The 18,668-nt window shown below is 59.6% G+C and carries 19 protein-coding genes; 9 read left to right on the top strand and 10 right to left on the bottom strand.

What is annotated here, in order from left to right; genetic code table 11:
• The 3 genes from AC07XF_RS18080 to AC07XF_RS18070 form a co-directional block, all read right to left on the bottom strand.
• Entirely contained in the window at window positions 1-939 is a 939-nt protein-coding gene (locus AC07XF_RS18080) for a LysR family transcriptional regulator (RefSeq protein ID WP_495027508.1), read from the bottom strand.
• Window positions 940-1,052: 113 nt separating this feature from the next.
• On the bottom strand, window positions 1,053-1,970 hold the full coding sequence (locus AC07XF_RS18075; protein ID WP_495027507.1) for a DMT family transporter: 918 nt from the start codon (window positions 1,968-1,970) through the stop codon (window positions 1,053-1,055).
• A 13-nt stretch (window positions 1,971-1,983) separates the two neighbouring features.
• Entirely contained in the window at window positions 1,984-3,168 is a 1,185-nt protein-coding gene (locus tag AC07XF_RS18070; RefSeq protein ID WP_495027506.1) for a cyanate transporter, read from the bottom strand.
• Between the two features lie 495 nt (window positions 3,169-3,663).
• On the opposite strand from AC07XF_RS18070, the gene AC07XF_RS18065 reads away from it, so the two are divergent.
• The 6 genes from AC07XF_RS18065 to AC07XF_RS18040 all read left to right on the top strand — a co-directional run bounded on the left by AC07XF_RS18065 (window position 3,664) and on the right by AC07XF_RS18040 (window position 10,219).
• Window positions 3,664-5,046, top strand: a complete 1,383-nt coding sequence (locus AC07XF_RS18065; RefSeq protein WP_495027505.1) for a glutamine synthetase family protein — start codon at window positions 3,664-3,666, stop codon at window positions 5,044-5,046.
• Between the two features lie 190 nt (window positions 5,047-5,236).
• Window positions 5,237-6,886 carry a phosphoethanolamine transferase gene (locus tag AC07XF_RS18060; RefSeq protein ID WP_495027504.1) on the top strand — a complete coding sequence of 550 codons (1,650 nt, stop codon included), beginning with the start codon at window positions 5,237-5,239 and terminating at the stop codon, window positions 6,884-6,886.
• A gap of 72 nt (window positions 6,887-6,958) precedes the next feature.
• Complete coding sequence (locus tag AC07XF_RS18055) at window positions 6,959-7,621, top strand: class I SAM-dependent methyltransferase (protein ID WP_495027503.1); 663 nt, start codon at window positions 6,959-6,961, stop codon at window positions 7,619-7,621.
• Window positions 7,622-7,744: 123 nt separating this feature from the next.
• Window positions 7,745-8,878 carry a ribonuclease D gene (gene rnd / locus AC07XF_RS18050; RefSeq protein ID WP_495027502.1) on the top strand — a complete coding sequence of 378 codons (1,134 nt, stop codon included), beginning with the start codon at window positions 7,745-7,747 and terminating at the stop codon, window positions 8,876-8,878.
• Window positions 8,875-9,168, top strand: coding sequence for a YcgL domain-containing protein (locus tag AC07XF_RS18045; RefSeq protein ID WP_007984787.1), 294 nt, complete (start codon window positions 8,875-8,877; stop codon window positions 9,166-9,168). The genes rnd and AC07XF_RS18045 overlap by 4 nt, the downstream gene beginning before the upstream one ends.
• A 118-nt stretch (window positions 9,169-9,286) precedes the next feature.
• Window positions 9,287-10,219, top strand: a complete 933-nt coding sequence (locus AC07XF_RS18040; RefSeq protein ID WP_007984789.1) for a D-2-hydroxyacid dehydrogenase — start codon at window positions 9,287-9,289, stop codon at window positions 10,217-10,219.
• A 124-nt stretch (window positions 10,220-10,343) separates the two neighbouring features.
• Here the strand turns inward: AC07XF_RS18040 and AC07XF_RS18035 are convergent, their stop codons facing one another.
• Entirely contained in the window at window positions 10,344-10,937 is a 594-nt protein-coding gene (locus AC07XF_RS18035) for a nitroreductase family protein (protein WP_007984791.1), read from the bottom strand.
• A gap of 279 nt (window positions 10,938-11,216) precedes the next feature.
• Between AC07XF_RS18035 and AC07XF_RS18030 the strand changes: the two genes are divergently transcribed.
• Both AC07XF_RS18030 and AC07XF_RS18025 read left to right on the top strand, forming a co-directional pair.
• Window positions 11,217-11,666 (top strand): YcgN family cysteine cluster protein, encoded by a 450-nt coding sequence (locus tag AC07XF_RS18030; RefSeq protein WP_008015986.1) that lies wholly within the window; start codon window positions 11,217-11,219, stop codon window positions 11,664-11,666.
• 170 nt (window positions 11,667-11,836) lie between these two features.
• Entirely contained in the window at window positions 11,837-13,066 is a 1,230-nt protein-coding gene (locus AC07XF_RS18025; protein ID WP_495027501.1) for a hypothetical protein, read from the top strand.
• 113 nt (window positions 13,067-13,179) lie between these two features.
• Here AC07XF_RS18025 and AC07XF_RS18020 read toward each other — a convergent pair whose 3' ends face one another.
• From AC07XF_RS18020 to AC07XF_RS18005, 4 genes are all read right to left on the bottom strand, one after another.
• On the bottom strand, window positions 13,180-13,557 hold the full coding sequence (locus AC07XF_RS18020) for a YgaP family membrane protein (RefSeq protein ID WP_495027500.1): 378 nt from the start codon (window positions 13,555-13,557) through the stop codon (window positions 13,180-13,182).
• 80 nt (window positions 13,558-13,637) lie between these two features.
• Window positions 13,638-14,108 carry an RNA methyltransferase gene (locus AC07XF_RS18015; RefSeq protein WP_007911337.1) on the bottom strand — a complete coding sequence of 157 codons (471 nt, stop codon included), beginning with the start codon at window positions 14,106-14,108 and terminating at the stop codon, window positions 13,638-13,640.
• A gap of 207 nt (window positions 14,109-14,315) precedes the next feature.
• Entirely contained in the window at window positions 14,316-14,687 is a 372-nt protein-coding gene (locus tag AC07XF_RS18010; RefSeq protein ID WP_007898702.1) for a YajD family HNH nuclease, read from the bottom strand.
• Window positions 14,688-14,737: 50 nt separating this feature from the next.
• Complete coding sequence (locus AC07XF_RS18005) at window positions 14,738-15,424, bottom strand: spermidine synthase (protein ID WP_007972413.1); 687 nt, start codon at window positions 15,422-15,424, stop codon at window positions 14,738-14,740.
• A gap of 95 nt (window positions 15,425-15,519) precedes the next feature.
• On the opposite strand from AC07XF_RS18005, the gene AC07XF_RS18000 reads away from it, so the two are divergent.
• Window positions 15,520-15,810: a hypothetical protein gene (locus AC07XF_RS18000; protein WP_495027499.1), complete on the top strand. Its 291-nt coding sequence runs from the start codon at window positions 15,520-15,522 to the stop codon at window positions 15,808-15,810.
• Here the strand turns inward: AC07XF_RS18000 and AC07XF_RS17995 are convergent.
• Both AC07XF_RS17995 and AC07XF_RS17990 read right to left on the bottom strand, forming a co-directional pair.
• Window positions 15,807-16,280, bottom strand: a complete 474-nt coding sequence (locus AC07XF_RS17995; RefSeq protein ID WP_008015977.1) for a cyclic nucleotide-binding domain-containing protein — start codon at window positions 16,278-16,280, stop codon at window positions 15,807-15,809. The genes AC07XF_RS18000 and AC07XF_RS17995 overlap by 4 nt on opposite strands.
• 208 nt (window positions 16,281-16,488) lie before the next feature.
• Entirely contained in the window at window positions 16,489-18,543 is a 2,055-nt protein-coding gene (locus tag AC07XF_RS17990) for a S9 family peptidase (RefSeq protein ID WP_495027498.1), read from the bottom strand.
• Window positions 18,544-18,668: the final 125 nt, after the last annotated feature.

Below are 18,668 nucleotides of genomic sequence, written 5' to 3'. Positions count from 1 at the left end.
TCAGGCCGTTTCCTGCTCGGCGCAGGCCTGAATCACTTGCTCTCGTAGCCAGGTGTTGGCGCTGTCCTGATCAACGCCTTGGCTCCACTGCATATCGAGGGTGAAACCCGGCAAGCCTTCGGGTGCTTCGCAGTAATTGAAGGTGTCCGCGCTGGCCAGTAGTTGCTGGATACGGCGCGGCAGGGTCAGGGCATAGTCGGTGCCGGTGATCAGCTTCAGCGCTGCACTGTAGCTGTTGGCGCGCGCAATAATCTGGCGTTGTCTTGCCTGTTGCGCAAGCCAGCCGTCGACCATGTTGGTGGCAGACGTCCAGGGTGTCGGGAACACGTGTCGACGTTCGGCATAGGTTTGCAGGCTCAGGCGTGGTTCCGCCGGCGTGGCGCGTTTATCGAAAACACAGACCAGATCGTCTTCGAGCAGCGTCCGGGATTTGAAATCGACGTGGCTGCGATGAAAGTTCGGGCCGAAGCACATCACCAGGTCGAGGCTGCCGTCGCGCAACGCTTCGGCAGGGATGTCCGCTTCGAATTTGAACACATTGACCATCACCGGAAGATCGGCGAGGTCGAAGGTTTTCAACAAGCGCGGAAGAATCAACTGTTCGAAGTATTCCGGTGCGCAGATGTTGAAGGTCACAGGTTGCAGGCCTGGGTCGAATGCGAGGGAGCCGGCGTGGCACAGGTTGATGCTTTCCAGGATTTTCAGCGCGTGAGGGTACATCGTGCCGGCCTTGCGGGTGGGCTGCATGCCGCCGGTACGGGTATTGATGAACAGTTCGTCCGCGAAACTGGAACGCAGTTTTTTCAGGCAGTAACTCACCGTTGACTGGCTGACGCAAAGCCTCTCGGATACGCCGGTGACGCTGTTTTGCTCATACACGGCGACGAACACCATGAGGTCCTGCATATCGAGTTTTCTAAGCGAATTACTGTTCAGCATCCGTTCTGTCTCGCTGGCCCCTTGCGCTGACTGTGCGCAAGTGTGAGCGAATGATCCTAGCGGAACGAGGGCGCATGGAGAATGATTTGCAGGAGGTTTCTCCCAGGGCCGAGTCAGCTCTGGACTACCGGCGACACTGTACGGCGGCTGGACATCAGCAGCGCGAACATGCCGATGCCCACCAGTACCGCACCGGCCAACTCCAGCGGCAGAGGCATCTGGCGCCCCCAAAGCCAGTGAAACAGGGTGATGAACAGCGTGCTCAGGTAGATGTAGGAAATCACCGAGGAAGGCGCGATCACACCGATGGCCCGATGCAGCAGCCAGAACGTCGCCAGCGTGGCGAACACAGCCAGGTACAACAGCCAATAGAAGTCGTTGAGCGTCAGTAATGATGCTGAGCGCCAACCGCCACTGAATCCACAGAACACCAGCAGAAACAGCGCACCGAACAGCATGTTCCAAAACGTCATGGTCACCGGCCCGCGCCCCTTGAGGCTATTGGCTTTCAGGCGTTGGCTGAGGGGGGCGTAGAGTGCCATCGCCAGGCATCCGATGCCGTACACCGTCAATGCGTACGGCGATGGCAACTCGCCGGGGCCGGTGCCCTTCATGATCAGCAAGACCGCCCCGGCAGCGGCAAGCAGCATCGGCACAATCCGTTGTTTCAGGCGGCTGTCAGGTGTCAGCACGGCTTCGAACGCCAGGGTCATCAGCGGCACCAGCGTGAACATCGTCCCGGTGTTGACGGCCGAGGTGTAGCGCAATGCTTCGAACAGCGAGCCGAAGTACAACGCCAGCAGCAGGCCGAGCACGGCATGACCGAGCAGCCCGCGCGCGGTCATGACGACATCGCCTTTAAGCAGTAACAGCGGCAGAAATACCACGGCGCAAAACAGCAGGCGCAAACCGGTCAGCAGGATCGGATCGATGGCCTGGCTGACTTGCGCTGCCGCGGAAAACGACGCGGCGATCAACAAGGCCCAAAGCAGCATGCTGGCGTGAGCGACGGCGAAACCGGTGGTTTTCATGGCAGGCTCCGGGTCAGTGGATGTGTCGGGTGTAGTGCCTTGGGTTGAAGCGCAAAACCATCAACATCATTAGCGCCATGACCGCCGTCAGCGACCACCAGGCCCATTCGAAGCTGCCGAGCTGGTCGCGGATTATCCCGGCCAGCAGCGGCGACAGGCCGGCAATCAGGTAGCCGATGCCTTGAACGAACGCAGTCAGGCCACCGGCGCGCAAGGGATTGTCCAGGTGATCCAGCGATACAATCAGGCTCATCGGGAACAGGCCGCCAATGCCCAGCCCCAGCAGGCATGGCCACATCAGGCTCAAATGCTGCGGGCTCAGAATCAGTCCGCTGAAACCGGCGATGATCAGCGCCAGCAATACCATCAGCACGACGCGGCGGTCGCGGTTGCGATTGGCGATGACGGGGGTCAGCAGCCCCGACAGCACTTCCATGGCGGTCAGAAATCCGAGCAGCAACCCGGCGTGCTGTTCGCTCCAGCCCTTTTCCACGTAGTACGGCGCCAGCCAGGCCAGAACACAGGTGTAGGACGCAGTGCCCAGGCCAAAGAAGATCGCGAGTAACCACGCGCGGGAATTGGCGAAGAACGAAACGTTGCTGGATGTCTTTGAATCCAGTGTCGGCATCCCCGCGCGTTGGGTGCACCAGAACAGCAATGCCAGCACGGTGAGAACGGCCCAGATCGCCAGGCCCATACGCCAGCTGCCGGTGCCCTGCATCACCAGCGGTGCAAAGGAAGCAGCAATGGCGGCACCGCCCATGATCGACGTGACGTAGAGCCCCATGCACAGGGCAACGTGGTCGCTGAATCGGGATTTGATCAACGCTGGCATCAGGGCCTGGATCAGGGCGATCCCGATACCTGCCAGCACCGCGCTGAGGATCAACTCCGCTGCTGAATCAAGGAACAACCGCGAAACCGTGGCCGCGCCGATGATCAGCAACGAGAACACCACCGTGTGCTGATCGCCGAGTCGCTGGCTGACGCGCAGGCCGACAAACATCGCCAGTCCCATGGCCATGACCGGCAACATGGTCAGCAGTGAAGCCAGGCTGAAGCTCAGCGGGATGTCGACGCGAATCGCCGAGAGCAAAGGTCCGACAGCGGCCATGGACGGGCGCAGATTCAGGGCAACCAGGACAATGCTGAACATGAACCAGAGGGCAGGGCGGGAAGTGACTCGGGTGCTTTCCATGATCGGACCTTGAACAGTAGGGTTCCGATTAGACGCATGAGGCCTGGAGGCGGCAAATCAGAAAGTCCGGCGTGGTATTGAGAAATTAAATACAAGTCGCTCCCACAGGGGGCACCATTGAACAGCCAAATGTTTAGCCAGGCGACATCCAAAGTTCTTCAAATCCCGATTTAACGACTCAACCCGTCGTGTGACGCTGCGGGTCATCTGTTTTCTGCGGTTCTCTCTATGGACGGTTGGCCAGTCGCAATCCACTTCAAGGCATCCACCGACGCCCGTGCGTCGAGCCTTGGTCGTCGATTCACGCCTGCCACCGCGCCAAACCTCTCTGCACTACCTTCTGAACTGGCCTTCTGGGCGCTGTGGCATTGCCGCCATGCGCGCCCGCCGGATTCCTGCTTTTTCCGCTGATTGTTCCTACATATTCCGGTTGATGCCGGGATTTAAGTGCGGGTGCTTTTGCGTACCCGCCTGACACGGAAAAAGAGAGTTCCCATGAGTTGTGCCACGACCTCGTTTGCCACCAAGCAAGAAGCCCTGACCTTTCTGGAGCAGAACCCGGACATTGAAATGTTCGAGCTGTTCATCCTCGACAACAACGGTGTGCCCCGGGGCAAGCTGCTGCATCGTGACGAGTTGCTGGCGGTTTATGAAAGCGGGCGGCCGTTGCCAAGCACCATCCTCGGTCTGACCATCAACGGCGATGACGTGGAAAACTCCGGTCTGGTCTGGGATGTCGGTGATATCGACTGCCGCGCCTACCCGATCAGCGGCAGTCTCACCCGCATGCCCTGGCGTCTGATACCGACCGCGGCCGTGCAAGTCAGCATGCATCCGACGGAAGGAATGCCCGCCACCATTGCCGATCCCCGGCATTTGCTGGCGAAAGTGATCGAAGGTCTGCAGGCTGACGGTTATTACCCGGTCATGGCGGCGGAATTGGAGTTCTACCTGCTGGATCAGCAACGCGACAGCAACGGCCGGCCTCAACCGGCACGGGATGTCGATGGCGGGCGTCCGCGCGGAACACAGGTCTATGGGTTGCGCGAACTTGAACAGATCGAGCCGTTCCTGGCCGATCTCTACAGCGCCTGCAAGCTCCAGGGGATTCCGGCGCGCACGGCAATTTCCGAATACGCACCGGGGCAAGTGGAAATCACCCTCGAACACCGCACCGATGCGCTACAGGCGATGGATGAAGCGGTGCGTTACAAGCGTCTGGTCAAGGGTGTGGCGCACAAGCACGGCATGACAGCCTGCTTTATGGCCAAGCCTTTCGATGACCTTGCCGGCACCGGGATGCACATGCATGTGAGTCTGGCGGACAAGGACGGCAACAACCTCTTCGCCAGCGAAGCCCCGGATGGAACGCCACTGCTCAAGCAGGCCGTCGCAGGCATGCTTAGTACCTTGCTCGATTCGCTGTTGCTGTTCTGCCCCAACGCCAACTCCTACCGTCGATTCCAGGCCAACAGTTATGCGCCCCTGGCGGCCACCTGGGGCGTGGACAATCGCACCGTGAGCTTGCGCGTACCCGGCGGGCCGGCGTATTCCCGGCACATCGAGCATCGAATTTGTGGCGCAGATGCCAATCCTTATCTGGCGGCTGCGGCGATTCTGGCCGGTATTCATCGCGGTATCCGCGAGCAACTCGACCCTGGTGCGCCGGTGGAAGGCAATGGTTACGCCCAGGCCGCGAAACTGTTGCCGACGGACTGGCTGACCACCTTGCGATCGCTGGAAGGTTCAAGTTGGGCTAAAGAAGCCTTCGGCGGCGAATTCCTCGGCGTCTACCTGGCGGTGAAACGCGCCGAATATCGCCAATTCATGGGGGAAGTCGGTGAGCAGGACTGGCGCTGGTATTTGCACCAGGCTTGAGTCGAGTCTGAATCAGGGCTGAACCATTCTCAAATAGTCTGAACGTTTCAGGCAGGTTTTATAAGCCAACTAATTGTTGGCTTCTTTTTCACAAAAAATTGATGCTTGGCTATCTAAAATTAGAGCTGCCTCGGTAAATGAAATTTTCACATTTGCCGAAGGCGCTTATTTTCAGGACTCGCCGAATCTCATGCTTAAGATTAAAGCCGTGCGCCCCGAATGGGTGACACTGATTGCCAGCGCATTTTTGTTAGTTGGCTTCAATTTTGTACTCTGGCAGCACCTGTTCGAAATCACCACGTCCGATGGCAAAGGCATCGTCATGCGCGTGGCCTTCGGGGCAATGATCTTCGCGGCCTTCAATATTGTGCTGACCCTGCTGGCATTCCGGCCGGTGCTGAAGCCGGTCCTGACCCTGCTGTTCCTGATCAGTGCCGGCGTGGCGTATTTCATGAGCCAGTATGGTGTTCTGATCGACACCGGCATGTTGCGTAACTTCGCTGAAACCAATGCTACGGAAGTGCGCGACTTACTGTCGCTCAAGTTGTTTGTTTATATTGTGCTGCTCGGCGTTTTACCGTCTTGGCTGTTGTGGAAGACACCGATTGATTATCGTCGTTGGCACCGTGAACTACTCAGTAAAGTTCTGGTGACTTTTGCCTCGGCAGCGGTCATTGGTGGTGTTGCACTGGTTAACTATCAAGGCCTGTCCTCGCTGTTTCGCAATCACCACGAGTTGCGCCTGATGGTGGTGCCAAGCAACTACATCGGTGCCTCGGTTGGTTTCTTGCGCGAGAAAGTAGCAACGGCACAGCAACCCTTTGTCAAAATCGGTGAAGATGCCCAGCGCAATCCGGCCTGGCAAACTCACAGCCGCAAATCCCTGACGGTACTTGTCGTCGGTGAAAGTGCCCGGGCAGAGAACTTCGGCATCCTTGGCTACAGCCGTGACACCACTCCGAAACTGAGTAAGGAAGACGGCCTGATCGCCTTCACCGATGTGCATTCCTGCGGTACTGAAACCGCCGTATCGGTGCCTTGCATGTTCTCCAATATGGGGCGCAAGGACTACAACGCCAGCAAGGCCAAGAACGAAGAAGGCCTGCTGGATGTGCTCAAGCGTGCGGGTATCGACGTGATCTGGCGTGACAACCAGTCAGGCTGCAAAGGTACCTGCGATCGCGTCACTATTCAGGACGTCAGCAATCTGAAGGATCCGGCGCTGTGTGCCAACAGTGAATGCCGCGACGAAATCCTGCTGCAAGGACTGCAACATTTCATCGATACCCTGGACAAGGACACGGTATTGGTATTGCACCAGATGGGCAGCCACGGGCCGGAGTACTTCAAGCGTTATCCGAAAGAATTCGAACGCTTCACCCCGGTTTGCGAGAGTAACGCCCTGAACAATTGCAGTCGTGAAAGTATCGTCAACGGCTACGACAACACCCTGGTGTATACCGACCATGTGCTGTCGACCCTGATCGATCTGTTGCGCAGTAAACAGGACAAAGTGGATACCGCGATGCTGTATCTGTCGGACCACGGCGAGTCCCTGGGTGAATACAACTTGTTCCTCCACGGCACGCCTTACATGCTGGCCCCGGAGCAGCAAAAGCATGTAGCCATGTTTGCCTGGTTCTCCGACAGCTATAAAAAATCGTTTGCGGTAGATACGCATTGCCTGCAACAGAGTCGTGAAAAGCCCTTGAGCCAGGACAACCTGTTTCATTCGATGCTTGGGCTGCTGGAGGTCAACAGCAAGGTCTACAACCAGGATCTGGACATGTTTGCCGGATGTCGTGGTCCAGTGGTCGACCGCGTGTTGGCCAAAGATTGAGTGCCCCGATTTTGTTTCACGCGGCGGCCGCCGACCTGCGGCCTGTAGAACTTTCATCAAGAGCCAATGCACATGTCCGCTCAGCCCCCATCCGCCATCGAGCTTGAGATTGCCCGGCGCTACGACCAGGAGCACGCGCGCGTCTGCCAACAGCCGCAAGCGCCGGGCCTGGCCGGGCGTCTGACGCTCTGGCGTGAAGAGCGTCTGGTGCGTAATGCGCTCAACGTCGCCGGCGAGCCCGGTCTGATCCTTGATGTGGCCTGCGGTGTGGGGCGTTTCTGGTCGGTGTTGGCCGAGCATGCGAATCGGGTGATCCTCGCGACGGATCCGTCTCAAGACATCCTCGATCATGCCCGCACACATCACCCGCAGAGTTTGTTGAAGCGGATAAAGACCTTTCAAAGCTCCGCGTTCACGATTGGCTTGTCGGAGAACGCGGTTGACTGCATTTTTTGCATGCAACTGTTTCAGCACCTCACCCTCTCAGAACATCGTCTGGCGATGCTTGGCGAGTTTTACCGGGTCAGTCGCGATACGGTGATTGTCGCGGTGCGCCTCGACGGTCGTTTCAGGGGCGCGCGTCCGGGTGTGGAGGGTGTTCCGGCCCAGCCGTTACCGAGCAAGGCCGAGGTGGAAAGCGAGTTCAGGCAGGCGGGTTTCCGTTTGCTCAGCCATCAGGACTTTTTGCCCGGTTGTGCGCGGATGCGGGTCTACGTGCTGGGTAAGACCAGCTAGCCCGACTTTGTCGGACTATTCTTTATGTCACGCAGTAATTTTCGCTAACGCTCTTGTTCAGTGGATGCGCGGAAATCGCCGGGGGCGATATATACTGCGCGCCATTCTTCAAGGGAGAGCCGTGTGGCCATCGATATTCACTGGATTCGCGACAACGATAGCCTCGGACGGTTTTGTGCCGAGTGGCAGCAATTGCCGTTCGTTGCCCTCGACACCGAATTCATGCGGGTCGACACCTTCTATCCGATCGCGGGCCTGCTGCAGGTCGGCGATGGCGAACGCGCCTACCTGATTGACCCGCTGACCATCGACAACTGGCAACCATTCGCCGCGCTGCTGGAAAACACCGCCGTGGTCAAAGTTGTCCACGCGTGCAGCGAAGACCTCGAAGTCCTGCTACGCCTGACCGGCAGCCTGCCGGCTCCGCTGTTCGATACGCAACTGGCTGCCGCTTACCTGAACCTCGGTTTTTCCATGGGCTATTCACGGCTGGTGCAGGAAGTGCTCGGCATTGACCTGCCCAAGGGTGAAACCCGTTCCGACTGGCTGCAACGTCCGCTTTCCGAAACTCAGGTCAGCTATGCCGCCGAAGATGCCGTGCACTTGGCTGAAGTCTTCGTAAAACTGCGTCCAAAGCTGTCTGACGAGAAAAACGCCTGGGTCCTGGAAGACGGCGCCGAACTGGTGGCCAACCTGCGCCGCGAGATTGACCCGTACGAGGTCTATCGCGAAGCCAAGCTGGCCTGGAAGCTGTCCCGCGCCCAACTCGCCGTTTTGCGTGAGCTCTGCGCCTGGCGCGAAAAGGAAGCCCGGGCCCGTGACCTGCCGCGCAACCGGATCATCCGCGAGCACTCGTTGTGGCCGCTGGCGCGTACGCAACCGGATAACCTCGGCGCTCTGGCGAAAATCGAAGACATGCACCCGCGTACCGTGCGTCAGGACGGCGAGTTTCTGCTTGATCTGATCAAGCGCTCTGGCAGTGTGTCGCCTGATCAATGGCCGCCAGCCGTTCCGGAGCCGCTGCCGGTGGATGCCGCCGCATTGCTCAAACAGCTGAAAGCCATCGGCCAGGCCGAGGCCGAGCGCCTGAACATCGCGCCGGAACTGATGCTGCGCAAGAAAAACCTGGAAGCGCTGCTCAAGAGCGGCTTCCCCAATGGTCCCTACCAATTGCCTGATTCGCTGCGTGGCTGGCGCCGCGAATTGATGGGCCAGGCGCTGCTCGACAGCCTGGCCACCGCCGGAGAACAGCCTTGAAACGTATTTGCTCCATCTACCGCAGCTCGAAGAAAAACGAAATGTACCTGTACGTGCTCAAGAGCGATGCTCTGGAGCGTGTGCCGGATGCCCTGATGGCAGCCTTTGGCAAGGCCATCCACGCGTTCGACCTGGTGCTGAGTCCTGAGCGAAAACTGTCGCGCGAGGACATCACGGTCGTGCTGGAAAACCTCGAAAAACAGGGTTATCACCTGCAAATGCCACCTGCCGAAGACGAGTACATCGAGCACTTGCCGGAAGAATTGTTGCGTCGCAACGATCCGGTTTGAGCGGCAGACAGGCTCTGTTCAGAGTGGTTGTGAAACACTGATTGATTTTAGCGACGGCAGCATCGACGGAGCACCGCTCTGTCGCGGCCGTCTGCACCGTTTTTGAAAGGTTTGAAGCATGCGCGTCCTGATTGCTGAACACGACCACCCCGTGTACGCCCAACTATTGCGCGAGGCGGCGCCGGATCTGGAGGTGCTGACCAGCGGTGATTCCGCCGAACTGGCCAGTCAGGCCGCCGATTGTCCGGTGTGGCTGGGCCAGCCTGATTTGCTGGCGACTCTGTTGCGCCAGGGCCATCAACCACAATGGCTGCAATCGACCTGGGCCGGCATTACGCCGCTGCTGGCCGACGGTTTGCCGCGGCACTATCGGCTGACGCGTGCCGTCGGCATCTTCGGACAGGTCATGGCCGAGTACGTGCTCACGTATATGCTCGGTCACGAACGTGAAGTGCTGGCACGGCTGGTCAGCCAGGTCGAGCGCAAATGGGACAGCCGCCAGGGCCAGAGCCTGGCCGGGCGTAAGGTGTTGATCGTCGGCACGGGTGACATCGGTCAAAGTGTCGCGCAGTTCCTCGTGCCGTTCGGCGTCGAGCTGTATGGCGTTGCCAGCAGCGCGCGGGAGCAGGCACCGTTTATCGAAGTCGGTTCACTGGCGGATCTGCCGCGGCTGGTCGGTGAAGTCGATTACGTGGTCAATCTGCTGCCGAACACACCGGAAACCCACGATATCTACGACGCGGCGCTGTTCAAGCAATTCAAGCCGACCGGATTGTTCATCAACGCCGGGCGCGGTGTCGCGGTGGTCGATGCGGATCTGGTGGACGCCTTGAAAGAAGGGCATCTGGCGGGCGCGGTGATCGACGTGTGCCGTCAGGAGCCATTGCCCCAGCGTCATCCATTCTGGACGGCCTGGGGTCTGCTGCTGACCGGCCACAGCTCGGCACCGACTTCGCCGTCGATGATGGTGAAGCTGTTTGTCGAGAACCTGCGGGCGTATCAGGCGGGAGAGGCGTTGCGCGGGGAAGTGGATTTCGATCGCGGGTATTGATTCACCGCAATCAGAAAGTGTGGGAGCGGGCTTGCTCGCGAATACGCAGTGTCAGTCGACAATTTAGTGACTGATACACCGCATTCGCGAGCAAGCCCGCTCCCACATTGGTCTGTGCAGTGGCTTAGAGGGTGAAGTCGCCTTCAGCCGCCAACTCGCTCAACGGACGACGCGGGCTTGGTTCTTCACGGGCTTGCAGGTAATCCGCCAGGCTAGCCTTGTCCCCCAGCTTACCTACTGCGACGGCGGCGTGCAGGGCGTAGCCTTCAGGAATGTTCAGCTCCTTGCGGGTCAGTTCCTGGTCGAAGCCGGCCATGCCGTGGGTGTGCCAGCCGCTCAGGCTCGCTTGCAAGGCCAGGTGGCCCCAGGCGGAACCGGTGTCGAAAGTGTGCCACAGGGCCGGGGTTTCTTCGGTGGCGCCGGGTACGGCGAAGGTGGTTTTCGAAATCACGATCACCAGGGCCGAAGCGTGTTGCGCCCAGCTGCGGTTGAATTCGTTCAACAGCCCCAGGTAACGCTCCCAGTTCGGCGTATCGCGACGTGCGTAAAGAAAACGCCAAGGCTGCGAGTTGTAAGCCGAGGGTGCCCAGCGTGCGGCTTCGAAGAAGCTCAGCAGGGTTTCCTCTGGAATCGTTTCGCCAGTGAAGGCGCGGGGCGACCAGCGGTCGGTGAACTGAGGGTGAATGGCGTAATCGGCAACGCGTGGGTTGGCACTCATCAAGAGATTCCTTGCTAGGTTTGAAAGTGAGGGTCGTCCGAAACCTGCGGGCGCAGTTGAGCTGGGCCGTGAGGTTTTTCGAGAGCCGTGGCAGTTCACCGTAATGCAACGCGGTTGAGCGTTAATGGCACGCGGGTAGGGCTCCTTGCGATTGGCAAAGCTACTTGGCAGCGCAAAAACTGACAAGCCCGTTCTACCGACAGTCGCCAATGCTTGGCCCACGGGGCTTCGGGTACTAGACTGGCGGCCTTTTCACCACCTGATGTCGATGCTCGAACCATGGCCGCCAAAGTAGAACCGTTCTGGATACGCAAAACCCTCGATCAACTCGATCAGGAGGAATGGGAGTCGCTGTGCGACGGCTGTGGATTGTGCTGCCTGCAAAAGCTTGAGGACGAAGACGACAACAGCGTCTATTACACGCGCATTGCCTGCAAATTGCTGGACCTGAAAACCTGCCAGTGCACGGACTATCCTAACCGTCGTGATTCTGTTCCGGACTGCATCCAGCTTACGCCGGGCAAGGCCGACGAATTCAAATGGCTGCCGCCGACCTGCGGCTATCGCCTGGTCAGCGAAGGCAAGGACTTGCCGTTGTGGCATCACCTGGTGTGCGGTGATCGCGATGCCGTGCATCACGAGCGGATCTCACAGTCCGGGCGCATGCTGGCCGAAGGCAGCGTGCCGGAAGACGATTGGGAAGATCATCTGATTTTCCGCGCGGGTTAAGGCTCATCGCTTTTTTGTGGTGAGGGAGCTTGTCGGAACACCGCACCGTCCCGCTTGACCGGGCTGGCGCACCAGTGCGTAGCACTCACAACGTCGGTAGTGATAACAAGGATTTGGGGCCGCTATGCGGCCCAGTGCGAGCAAGCTCGCTCGCCACATCAGGAGTGTGTATGGCTGTGGGATGGCGGCAGGCGTGGGTCGTTGGATTACTGGCTATGAATTCGCCCGTGTGGGCCGCGAACAAGGTCGATCTGGATTATCACGTGCGCCTGTTGCCGCAGAGTGATCAGGCCGAAGTCCGCCTGACGCTCGCCCAGGGCTCGGCGGTACGCAGCCTGGATTTCGACCTCGGTGATGGCAGCCACTACAGCGATTTCAAGGCCGACGGCCAATGGCAGCTGACCTCCGGCAAAACGGCGCGTGGTGTCTGGCGTCCGTCTGCTGACAAGGCCAGCCTGACCTATCGCGTGAATATCAGTCATGGACGCAAGAACGGCAGCTTCGACACGCGCATGACGCCAAACTGGGCGTTGATACGCGGCGACAATCTGGTGCCCGCCGCCAGACTCGATCAACAGGACGGCATCGAACTGGTTTCTCGTCTTGTATTCGAGCTGCCCGGTGGCTGGAAAAGCGTTGAAACCGCCTGGCCACGGATTGGCCAGAACAAATTCCGTATCGATAACCCTTCCAGACTGTTCGACCGGCCCACGGGCTGGATGCTCGCCGGCCAGCTTGGCAGCCGCCGTACCCGTCTGGGCGAGACTGAAGTTACCGTCGCCTCGCCGCTGGGGCAGGGTATGCGCCGTATGGATGTGCTGACGCTGCTGACTTTCGTCTGGCCGCAAGTGCAGGCGCTGTATCCGCGACACCCTGGCAAGCTGCTGATCGTCGGGGCCAATGATCCGATGTGGCGCGGCAGTCAGTCGGCGCACGAGTCGATCTACCTCAACAGTCACCTGCCGTTGGTCAGCGAAAGCGGTACCAGTGCCTTGGTTCGTGAATTGGCCCAGGTGTTCGGGCGGATCAACGGCACGCAGCGCAGTGACTGGATTGGCGAAGGCTTTGCCGAGTATTACGCCATCGAACTGGTGCGCCGGGCCGGCGGCATGAGCGATGAGCGCTACGAAAACCTGCACGGCAAACTGGTCAGGAGCAGCCAGAAAGTCACCACGCTACGCGGTGAGCAGATCGGCCCGGCGCAAGTGACCAGGGCGGTGGTGTTGCTGCAGGAGCTGGACCAAGAGATTCGCCTGAAAACCCATAACAAGCGTTCGCTGGATGACGTGTTGCACGGGGCGATGCGGCTGGGGGATATCGATACCCAGGCGTTTGTTCAGCTCAGTGAGAGCGTGATCGGTGGTTCTTCAAAGGTACTGAGTACCGAGTTGCTTCAGTAACAGCGCCATTCGCGAGCAAGCCCGCTCCCACATTTGATCTGTGCCATACACAAAACCAATGTGGGAGCGGGCTTGCTCGCGAAGAGGCCAGTAGCCTCACCGAAACCTTTGGATCAAACCCCGGCTTTTGGCGACTTCAACGAATCATTGCCGGTCACGGTGGTAGTTTTGGTCGCCGCCTCGGCATTGGCCTTCAACTGGTTCAGTTCTTCAGCCGCCCGCTGGATTTTCGCCCGCACGTTGTTCATGTCCTGACGGCTTTTCTCCAGCAGGCTTTTCGCCGAGCTGTGGCCGGTAATGCCACGCGCCATGGCCACGCCGCCGATGGCCACCTGGATCAGGCCAAAGATCCCGCCACGACGCAGGCCCTTGCCCACCATCACCACGCCGCCGGCCAGGGAGCCGATGCGTTCCCAGCCCTGCACGTTCTGCTCGGAAGGGCTCTGGAACGGGGTGGATTCGATACGCTCGACGCGTTTGAGTTCGCTCATGGTCTGACTCCAGGCTTCAGTGATCGATAGTTAAGCTGACTGCCTGGACGGGCAGCTTGTTCAATCGGAGGTGCGGCGATTCAGCGGAATTTTGGCCCCGAGCGGGTATTGAGACCCTTGGCCATACGGTCGTAGAGCACGACGTTGACGGTGGCAGCCAGGTTCATGCACCCGGTGGTCGGAATGTAGACCACGTCTTCGCACCAGTCGCGAATCTCTTTATCCAGCGATCCGTCTTCCGGGCCGAAGATGTAGAGCGCGCGATCCGGGTGGGTGTATTCCGGCAACGGGCGGGCGCCTTCGACCAGTTCCACGGCGACAGGCACACAATTGAGGGGCAGGATCTTTTTCAGGTCGTCGATGCCGATCAGCGGGATGTCGTAGTGCACGCGCTTGGTATCGGTGACGAAGTCGGCGGCGCGCTCATAGCGCTTGCCGGTGTAGAACACCGACGCCACGCCATAACAGCCAGCGGCGCGCATCACCGAACCGACGTTCTCCGGTGATTTGGGGTTATACAAACCAATGCAGCTGTACCGTTTGTCTGCCACGAGCGGGGTGCCTTTCGGGAAAAAAGCGCGATTATACGGGGATTGGGTGGCAGTGGTCAGTTCACAGATTGGCGGTGTACCTGAGGCCGCCTTCGCGAGCAAGCCCGCTCCCACAGGGATCACTGTTGAACACTAATTTGTGGTCATGGCAGAACAACTGTGGGAGCGGGCTTGCTCGCGAAGGGGCCGGTTCAGGCGCTGAAGATATCAGTCTTCTTTCTTCATCAACCCCGCCAACGCCGCAAACGGGTTGTGCGTGGCCTTGGCGATTTTTGGCGTGCTCAGCGAACCTTCGTCGAAATACTGCTGGTCGGTATAACGCGAGTGTTCGTTATCGTGGCAGTACAGGCACAACAGCTCCCAGTTCGAGCCGTCCTGCGGGTTGTTGTCGTGGTTGTGGTCGCGGTGGTGCACGGTCAGTTCGCTCAGGCGCTTGCCGGAGAACTCACGGGCGCAGCGGCCACAGACGTGCGGATACATTTTCAGGGCCTTGTCGCGGTAGCCCATTTCCTTGTCGCGCTGGTTGTCGGCGAGGATGCGATCCAGCTTCGAAGTGTTGGTTGGGGTGGACGAACTCATGGGTTCACCTTTGTAGAAAGACTAATGACGGTTATAGGGTGAAGTTTAGCCTAGCCCTTGAGCTTCTCGGCAATCCAGATGGTGTGGCGGGTGCCCTTGTTGCCATGGGCGAAGACCTGCACTTCCTCGGCCTTGAAGCCGGCCTTTTTCAGTTTGTCGGAAAACTGCCGGTCAGCGCTGGCCGACCAGACCGCCAGTACGCCTTTGGGGCGCATGGCCCTGGCGCAGGCGTTCAGTCCGGCGGCGGAGTACAGCCAGCTGTTGGCTTTCTGGGTCAGGCCTTCGGGGCCGTTGTCGACGTCGAGCATGATGGCATCGAAACCCTGGGGTTCGGCTTGCAGGACTTTGGCCACGTCTTCCATGCGAATCACGGTCCGCGGGTCGAGCAGCGGATTGCCAGCCTTCTCGCCCAGCGGTCCACGGTTCCACTCAACGACACCGGGGACCAGTTCGGCGACCACCACTTCGGCAGTCTTGCCCAGGTGCTTGAGCGCCGAAGCGAGGGTGAAACCCATGCCCAGGCCGCCGATGAGCACCCGCGAATTCGGCCGACCGGCGACTTTGCGACACGGAATTTCGGCCAGAGCATCTTCGGAGCCATGCATGCGCGTGTTCATCAATTGTCCGCCATCGCCGCCCTGGATCTTGATGACGAAATCCTCACCGTATTCGAACAGGCACAGGGCACCGCCGTTTTCAGGTATGGGGGTGGTGTCCAGCAGAACGAAACGTTTCATGGGGCTCACTTGAAGAAAATTGGCAGAACACGGGAGGGCAAACAGACGCAGTTGGGAGTAGCCTGTTTATGACGACAAGGCCAACGGAGCCATTGATGAAGCGCACCATTCTAACGGTCATTGCCCTGGCCGCGCTCTCGATAACTGCAGGGCAGGCTCAACAGCTGCAATCGATTCCTGTCAGCCCCGCGCCGATGCCCGGTTCGCCCGGCACCGCGACGCCCACGCCGTACCCGCAAATCAGCCCGGCACCTTTGCCTAGAGTCGGCCCCGGCAGTAGCGGTCCGCCGTTGGTGCCGATTGAAATGCCCAGCCCGCCAACCAAGGATCAGCCCGTGCCGGGAATCGAACCGAACCCGCCGAAAGTCAAATCACCGGGCGGCTAGACCTGCTGCGAAAGCAGTTGGCCGTCGGCCATGCGCAGGCGTTTGGAGAGGGAAACGGCGAGGGCGCGGATGATCTTGGCGGCGATTTTCGGTGCGTCGTTGAGCATCTTTTCCAGCGAATCCTTGCCCAGGTTGAGCAACTGGCAGTTGCTCGCGGCCACGCAACTGGCCGAGCGCCGCTCGCCGTCGAGCACGGCCATTTCACCGAACGAGCGGCCGCTGCGCAAGGTGGCGATGGTGACTCGTTGTCCGTCAGCGGTGGTTTTCTGCACCGCCACCTGGCCGGTATGGATGATGCACATGAAACTGCCAGCATCGCCCTCCTGGAAGATCTCCTCGCCCTGGGCAATGGTGCTGATACTGAAGTAGCCCGAAGCCGCGGCGAAGTCCGCCGGCAGCAGTTGATTGAACAGGCCGCAATCCATCAGCCAGTCGCGAATTTCGTTGTTCAGGAAGGTTGATTCGGACATGTCGTCACGGTCTTTTTTGTGATTGTTGCTGACTTGAATTCACTGCACATCCCCTGTGGGAGCGGGCTTGCTCGCGAAGGTGGTGTGTCAGTCAACATCTCTGCTGAATGTTACGGCCCCTTCGCGAGCAAGCCCGCTCCCACATGGGGTTTGTGTTGTATCGGCCGTCGGTGTGCGCAATTAAGACCGGCACACCGCGCCAAGTTCCTCAGGCAATACCCAAAACCTTGAACAAAAATGCATATTCGAGTGCTACGTCACGCAATCCCTGATACCGACCACTCATCCCGCCATGCCCGGCGCCCAGTTCAGTCTTGAGCAGCAGGGGATTGCTGTCGGTCTTGGTCGCGCGTAATTTCGCCACCCACTTGGCCGCTTCCCAATACTGCACGCGACTGTCGTTGTAGCCGGCGATCACCAGGGTCGCCGGATACGCTTGCGCGGTGACGTTTTCGTACGGGGCGTAGGCCTTGATCCGATCATAGACGTCCGGCTCTTCAGGGTTACCCCACTCGTCGTATTCCGTCACGGTCAACGGCAGGTCAGGGTCGAGCATGGTGTTGAGTGCGTCGACGAACGGCACTTCGGCGATGGCGGCACCAAACAGCTCCGGCCGTTGATTGAGCACCGCACCGATCAGCAAACCACCGGCGCTGCCGCCGCTGATCGCCAGTTGCGAAGCGCTGGTAAATCCCTGGGCCATCAAGTGTTCGGCGCAGGCGATGAAGTCGCTGAAGGTGTTGTGTTTGTGCTCCTGCTTGCCGGCGCGATACCAGGCTTCCCCCAGTTCGCCGCCGCCACGCACATGGGCAATGGCAAACGCCATGCCGCGATCCAGCAAGCTCAGGCGTGCATGGGAAAACCACGGGTCGAGGCTTTCGCCATAGGCGCCATAGCCGTAGAGGTACAGCGGCACGGGTTTGCCGAGGTCATCGCGTTTGATCACCAAGCTGATCGGCACTTGCGTACCGTCCGGTGCGGTCGCCCACAGGCGCTGGCTGACGTAGGCATCGGCGTCGAACGGACCGAGTACCGGGGTTTGCTTGAGCACTTTCTGCTCGCCGGTCGCCAGTTCAAGCTGACGGATTTGCGCAGGACGGTTCAATGCCTCGTAACGCAGGCGGATCCTTGCGCTGTCGAACTCAAGGCTGTTTTGCACGTGCAGGCTATAGGCTGCATCCGGCAGTTGTACGCGATAGGGCGCCAGGCCTTGGGGGTGAACTTCAATGACCGGCAAGCCGCCGACCCGCAGGCTGAGGGTCATGGCCCCGGTGTTCAGGCTGATGCCGTCGATCATCACCGTGTCGCTGTGGGGGATCAGGTTCTGCCAGTCGGCTTCGGTCGGCGCGGTGCCGGTATCGACGGCGGTGTACAAGGCGAAATTGATGCCGTCACGGTTGCTGCGAATGAACCAGGTCCATACACCGTCGAGTGCGCCGTGGTCGACGTCGTACTCATGATCTTCAACCCGTGGCGCCAGGCGGGTGAACGCCTGCTGGGGCTGGGAGGCATCGAGGACCCAGACTTCGCTGGTGGTCTTGCTGCCCACGGACAGCAGCAGTTGCTGTTCGGAGCTTGAGCGGTAGCAATGCATGAAAAAGCGGCCGTCCGGCTCATGGAACACTTCTTCGGCCGCGGTGCCGTCCAGGCGATAGCGGTACAGTTTGTGCGGGCGATGGGTGTCGTCCAGTTCGCCAAAGAACAACGTCAGGCTGTCGTTTGCCCAGGTCATGCTGCCGTCACAGTCCTGGAATTCCAGCTCACTGACACGGCCGTCGGACAGTTCCTTCACGAACAGCGTGTAAATCTCGTCGCCACTGGAGTCGATGCTGTAGGCCAGGCGCTGGTGATCCGGGCTGATGCTGAACGCCCCGAGCGAAAAGAAACCGCCGTTGGCCAGTTCGTTCGGGTCCAGCAGCAGTTGTTCGCGACTTTCGTCGAGGGTCAGGCTGTCATCGGCCGGGCGCGGGCAGCGGTAGTGCCGGGCGTATTCGTCACCCGCCGTGGTGCGGGTGTAATACAGATACGGTCCCCATGGCGAGGGCAGGGACAAATCGGTCTCGAGTATCCGCCCCTTGATCTCCTCGAACAGGGTTTCGCGCAATCCGGCCTGGTCGGCGGTTTGCGCTTCCTGATACCTGTTTTCAGCCTTGAGGTAGTCGAGCACTGCATCGGTGTCGCGCTCTTGCAGCCAGGCATACGGGTCGGAACCTTCAGCCTTGTGGGCAATTGGAGCGTCGCAAGTGTTGGCGGATAGGGGCATGAAGGGTTCTCGAGCAGTGTACGGAATAGGGGTTTGGCAACCTGTGGGAGCGGGCTTGCTCGCGAAGGCGTTGGGTCAGTCAATATCATTGTTGAATGATAAGCCGCATTCGCGAGCAAGCCCGC

The sequence above is a fragment of the Pseudomonas sp. GW821-FHT01C01 genome (assembly GCF_059422645.1).
This window is presented reverse-complemented; position numbering and strand designations above follow the sequence as displayed.